Source organism: SAR324 cluster bacterium, from assembly GCA_029245725.1.
Lineage (GTDB): Bacteria > SAR324 > SAR324 > SAR324 > NAC60-12 > JCVI-SCAAA005.
The window spans coordinates 1-5,306 of sequence record JAQWOT010000027.1; the positions used below are offsets into that span (position 1 = coordinate 1).

At 42.9% G+C, this 5,306-nt stretch carries 6 protein-coding genes; 1 reads left to right on the top strand and 5 read right to left on the bottom strand.

What is annotated here, in order from left to right; genetic code table 11:
• From aroA to P8O70_00850, 5 genes are all read right to left on the bottom strand, one after another.
• Positions 1–1,204, bottom strand: a 1,204-nt coding sequence (gene aroA / locus P8O70_00830; GenBank protein MDG2195428.1) for a 3-phosphoshikimate 1-carboxyvinyltransferase, incomplete at its 3' end; no start/stop codon positions are given.
• The gene (lipA, locus tag P8O70_00835) at positions 1,201–2,124 is read right to left on the bottom strand and encodes a lipoyl synthase (GenBank protein MDG2195429.1); all 924 of its coding nucleotides are present in this window, start codon (positions 2,122–2,124) and stop codon (positions 1,201–1,203) included. The genes aroA and lipA, both read right to left, overlap by 4 nt.
• Positions 2,125–2,156: 32 nt before the next feature.
• On the bottom strand, positions 2,157–3,863 hold the full coding sequence (locus tag P8O70_00840) for a hypothetical protein (protein ID MDG2195430.1): 1,707 nt from the start codon (positions 3,861–3,863) through the stop codon (positions 2,157–2,159).
• Positions 3,864–3,900: 37 nt separating this feature from the next.
• Entirely contained in the window at positions 3,901–4,122 is a 222-nt protein-coding gene (locus P8O70_00845) for a DNA-directed RNA polymerase subunit omega (GenBank protein MDG2195431.1), read from the bottom strand.
• Between the two features lie 31 nt (positions 4,123–4,153).
• Positions 4,154–4,837 carry a tetratricopeptide repeat protein gene (locus tag P8O70_00850; protein MDG2195432.1) on the bottom strand — a complete coding sequence of 228 codons (684 nt, stop codon included), beginning with the start codon at positions 4,835–4,837 and terminating at the stop codon, positions 4,154–4,156.
• 199 nt (positions 4,838–5,036) lie between these two features.
• Between P8O70_00850 and P8O70_00855 the strand changes: the two genes are divergently transcribed.
• Positions 5,037–5,306: hypothetical protein (locus P8O70_00855; protein ID MDG2195433.1), on the top strand; the 270-nt coding region annotated here is incomplete at its 3' end.

The following is a 5,306-nucleotide window of genomic DNA, read 5'->3' on the forward strand; positions in this document are numbered from 1 at the left end:
CTTCACCGCATGCTGCAAGTGAGAAAGCCATAGCCATTCTGTGATCATCATAGGTTTCGATCTCTGCTGGTAAAAGTTTTTCTGGTGGTTCAATGATGATGAAATCTTTACCTTCCTCGACTGTGGCTCCGAGCTTTTTAAGTTCAGAGGACACGGCTGTCAAGCGTTCGGTTTCCTTGTGACGCCAATTATAAATATTGCGAATTGCAGTAGTGCCTTTGGCAAATAATGCCGCAACAGCAAGTGTCATTGCAGCGTCAGGCATCTCGTTCATATCCACGTCAATGCCTTTAAGGTTTCCAGAACCTCGGACAGTAATCTGGTTGGTTTGCCACTCAACTCCCGCACCCATCGTTTCCATAATTTTAGCAAATTGGGCGTCACCTTGAAGGCTATCAGTTCCACATCCGATGACTGTTACTGTCCCACCTGTAATCGCAGCTCCAGATAGAAAATACGATGCGGATGAGGCATCTCCTTCAACAAAATAGGTCTGAGGACTTTTGTAACTTTGTGGTGCATTTATGTGAAAGCTCTTAAAATCTTCAGAGGCATCAACATTCACCCCGAATCGATTCATCAGCCGGATTGTCATCTCCACGTACGGAATAGAAACAAGTTGATCTTTGATTCTAATCTCAACTGGAGTTTGGGCGTATGGTGAGGTTAGAAGAATTGCTGATAGGTATTGACTGCTAATCGCTCCACTAAGTTTGGTAACTCCCCCTGGAAGCCCATTGGCAATAATCTCGACAGGTGGACAGCCTGTGTTATCGATAGAACGAACCTGAGCGCCAAGCTGATTCAACCCATCAAGTAAATCTTGGATAGGCCGTTCTCGCATACGCTCGATGCCATCTAGAACGAACTGGCCATGCCCCAAAGTGAGGGCGGCTGTTAGTGGTCTTATAGCTGTCCCAGCGTTGCCCAAGAATAATTCAACCTTATCTACTGGGATTCTCCCTCCCTCCCCTTTGACGCGAATCTTCTTACTAGGCCTGTCCTCTTCATACGATATTTTGAGTTTCGCCAGCGCATCAATCATTCTCCGCACGTCATCACTGTCGAGCAAATTTTCAATACAAGTTTCACCTTCTGAAAGCATTGCGAGCAATAGGACTCGGTTGGATAAGCTCTTCGAGCCGGGTAGCGTGATGCTTCCAGAAATCCTGCGAATTGGATCAAGTCGAAGTTGCTCAGTCATGCACTCTGTCGAATCTTTTTCTCGATAAAAAACTCTGCTGCTTTGTAGGAACTCCTTACTAAAGGACCGGAAGCAACATACAAAAATCCCATTTCCTCTCCAATTTTTTTGAAATCCTCAAACTCTTCAGGAGTGACAAATCTTTCAACAGCAAGATGCTTCAGTGTTGGTTGTAAGTATTGACCTAAAGTCAAGAAACTCACACCAACCGCTCTCATATCACACATTGCCTCAACAACCTCTTCTTTGGTTTCACCCAAGCCGAGCATTATAGAAGATTTTGTGTACCTATTTTCAGAACTCTTATCTTGAAGATATTTTAGTACCGAAAGAGATTGATCATAGGTAGCTCTTGTATCCCGCACCCTTGGCGTCAATCGACGGATTGTCTCCAGATTATGAGCCAAGACAGCAGCTTGTGAATCAATAACTTGCTGAACCAAGTTTAGTTCACCACGAAAATCAGGCATCAGGATTTCGATCAATAAATTGGGATTTGCCTTTTGTGTTGACCGGATACAGCGAGCAATGTGACCAGCACCCTGATCTTCCAAATCATCCCGATCTACCGTGGTCAGAACAACATATCCTAACTTCATCTGAAGGATAGTTTCAGCCAATTTCAGGGGTTCCTTCATGTCCAGTGGGCTTGGTTTTTTTTCAGTTTTCACAGAACAAAATCGGCAGCCTCTAGTACAGGTATCACCCATGACCATGAAGGTCGCAGTTCCACTATTCCAGCATTCCCCGATGTTTGGGCAACGAGCTTCTTCACACACTGTACTCAGGGCCAGTTTTCTTGCCTGACTTTCAATCCAATGAAATCTCTCGCCAGATGGGAACTTAACTTTCAGCCAGGAAGGTTTGGGAAGCCGATCGTGCCGTTTCCGAAAATTCAGTTTCTCTAATATAGCTGTCATGGTCTTAGACGGAGATTGATATTAAAAGAAGATTAATCTTTAACTTTTTTGGCGTCTTCTTCAGTGCGCGCTTCCTCAAGAAATTCCTGTTGCATTTTCCCAAAGTCATCAAGGTGACCTGCATGAGGTGAATAGTAAATATTCAAGTTGCCCCGGTCAGTATCTTCCCAGAATGTCGGGCCAGAGAATCGCAACCTAGCGAAGATGATTTTCATATTCCTCAGAAATACTTCTTCACCAAGCAGATTCCGATCCTGCAATGTGTCTTTGGCAATTACTCGAGCTCTTGTCGTATCCCCTTTGTCCATGTAGTGCAAAGCCAAGCCGATATGCAGGAGACGTATTCCATGAGAATTGGTGAAAAATGCAACCAATTGTTCCCTTTCAGAACCAGTTGGGTTGTCCAGCAGGAGAAAGGATTTTAGTAATGTGTCATGTACCTCTTGATCCCAATTGAGTTCATCAATGCGAATCATGATTTTCTGCATTTCTGTCGCAATCACATCCAAGATGAATCCCACTGCTGGTGATTGGCGAACTGCCTTAAAACATTCTGCATTGTAAAAAGTGAGATAGAAAAAACAGGTCTTCACCCGATCGACCATGCCAGCTTCTACCAAAGCATCAGTAAACAACCCATAGTGAAAAATTAAATTATACAGGTTCCTTGGTTCGTTGTTGTACATCCCATGTTTTAGTGCAAAACGTAGATGGGTGTTCAGGCGAACCATGATCATCGTGATCAGATCATCATTTTTTAACTCAATGCCTTTGCGACCAAGCATGCCTACTTGTTCGACACATAATGTTGACAGGTCAAAATCTCCCTTTTCAAGAAAATTAATGTAGACATTTCCAATCAAGCGAAGACTTTTTTGCTCAAAAAACAATTTAGTTTCCTCAATTGTTTTCATCTCATCCTGCATAGTTTTAAAGGAAATATCCTCCCGGATTGATGGCTGGACCTTGAAGAAGGAATCTGGTAGTTGGTGTTTAAATTCAACGTAGATCCGGAGTAATTCTCCTAATCCTTCAATGATCAATCCCTTCGGCTCTTTGTACGGGGTAAAGGTGAGTAAATCGATAAGTTGGTTCTGTGCTTCAAATAATTGTAGTTGCTCTTTGGGATAGGCTTCTTTCGTTTTCTTACGTGTTTCCTGTTGAGCGAGGTTGCGAAAAATCGTTTTACTTCCCCCAAGTACCTGCCGGATTACATTATGAGTCTTGGTGGATAGTAGAACAGCGAGGACAAAAGGAAAATTTGTGAATAAAAAAACAGGGAAGAGTACGTGATAGTTAAAAACTAGACTTGGTGAAACTTCGTAGCCTAGTTCTGGGAGAAGTTTTAAAGTGTAGCAGTGAGCGGCACAAGCCATAGTCCACCAGACATAGGACATGGTCGGCACATTTTCCATGTAAAGGTCAATTAGCTTAGGAGCACTTTGTGCGGCTAAGCTAACCACTACGGTGATGCTGGCCAGGATAGAACCAAGATAAACCGTCCAAACAATTGGTGAGTATCCCGCATCAATATTGAGCCAACTTAATTGATCAGGCTGCGGTAAAACGTTCTCGTAAACTGGAAAAATGAATGTAACGAATAGACGATCGAGCACAATCACAAGCAGCATGCAAATAATTGCGATCCGTAATGATAGATTGCTGGTTAGTAGTTTGATGATCGGCTGGAAGAAACCGCTACCGATCGTCGCATCTGCTCGGATTGCTTGTGACTGCATGATCGTGAAAGCTTAGCCTATTTTCTTGAGAATTATTTTAGACTTCATCTGGTGAAATTTGTTTTTGATAACGGATCCTGCCTTCGTTCGTTTCTAGAATAGCTTGGAATGTGGGTTTGTGCTCTAGTTCTAACTTTTCTTCCTCATCCATTTCGTAAATAGTCTTAGCTCGCTTAGCCGTAACAAGAACTTTCTCAAAAAGATTGATTCCATCTTGTTTGCTATGTTCTTCCATAAATTTAAGATAGTCCGAATTCATATAAGTCTCCGAAAGAATGTTTTGGTGTGAATTAACGAATCTGTCTAAGAAGATCCCCAGCTTCTTGCTGAAAAGGAGAGTCTTTCATCTCAGAAAGTTTGCTCAAATAGCCGGTGGCTTCTTCTTTTTTGTTCTGGTTCAAACTGATGCGGGCAAGATTGCGCAAGCGCAAATCATCCCAACGGGCATTATCGAGTTGTAGAAGATACTTACGTGCCTCGTCAATTTTACCCTGAACCTCCATTACAGCTGACAAGTTCAGTCGGGCCATGTTTCTTGAAAAATCTGGAACCTCATTTCCAAGAATAATCTCTTTCAGTTGTTTTTCAGCTTCCCCCCAGTTTTTCATTCGGCTCTGGGCTTCAGCAACTTGTAATTGACTGGCAATCTTCATAGATGTGATATTTGCTTGATCTAGGTAATGAGTTAGGGCTTTGACCTCTTGTTCAGGTTTCTTTTGCAAAGCAGCTTTTACCGCAGCTTGCTGAGAAGCGTAAAACAGATTGGCTTCGGTCTCCATTTGTAGGCGTTGTTGTTCCTGCCAATACCAAACCCCAATACCAATTGCCACAACAGCCAGTCCCCCTGCGATGTATCTTTGACGTAGTCGATAGATCCGATCAGCCATAAGAAACATGAATTGCTGAAAACGATCTGGCTTGTTGAGGTTCAAATCATCTGCTGAATGATTGGGAGAATTGTTTTGCTTGGACATTGGTGAAGATGATTAGAATTGGGTGCTCATGCTTTTTGCATGAATGCTGAAAAATCCACGCCAGAGCTGTTTAAAAGTCAAGCCTCTTATCTTGGGACCATCTGTTAATTAGTGCAAGCTCAAAGGATGGCTTATTTGCTGCAAAGCTTTGAGCCCAATCTATCAACTCACAACCAGCTTGCCGCAAGGAATTCCCACCATGACTGGCATTTGGAATCGCAGCCTAAAAATAATTTCTCGACTGATCTTCGCATTCACAATCGCTTTGCTGTTAGGCGGTATGGGTGGAGGAGATGAAAATTTCACTAGTGGGTTGCCTCTCCCCAAAAAAAACTTTGTTGTCGGCATCACTGATCGAACAGGGATGCAGACTGAATCCTCTCGCTTAACTTGGGAGGGTAAAATCCATTTTAGAGGAAAATACGGTGAAGCAATAGTAAACGTTCCTTTCGCAAAAATAAACCAAGTG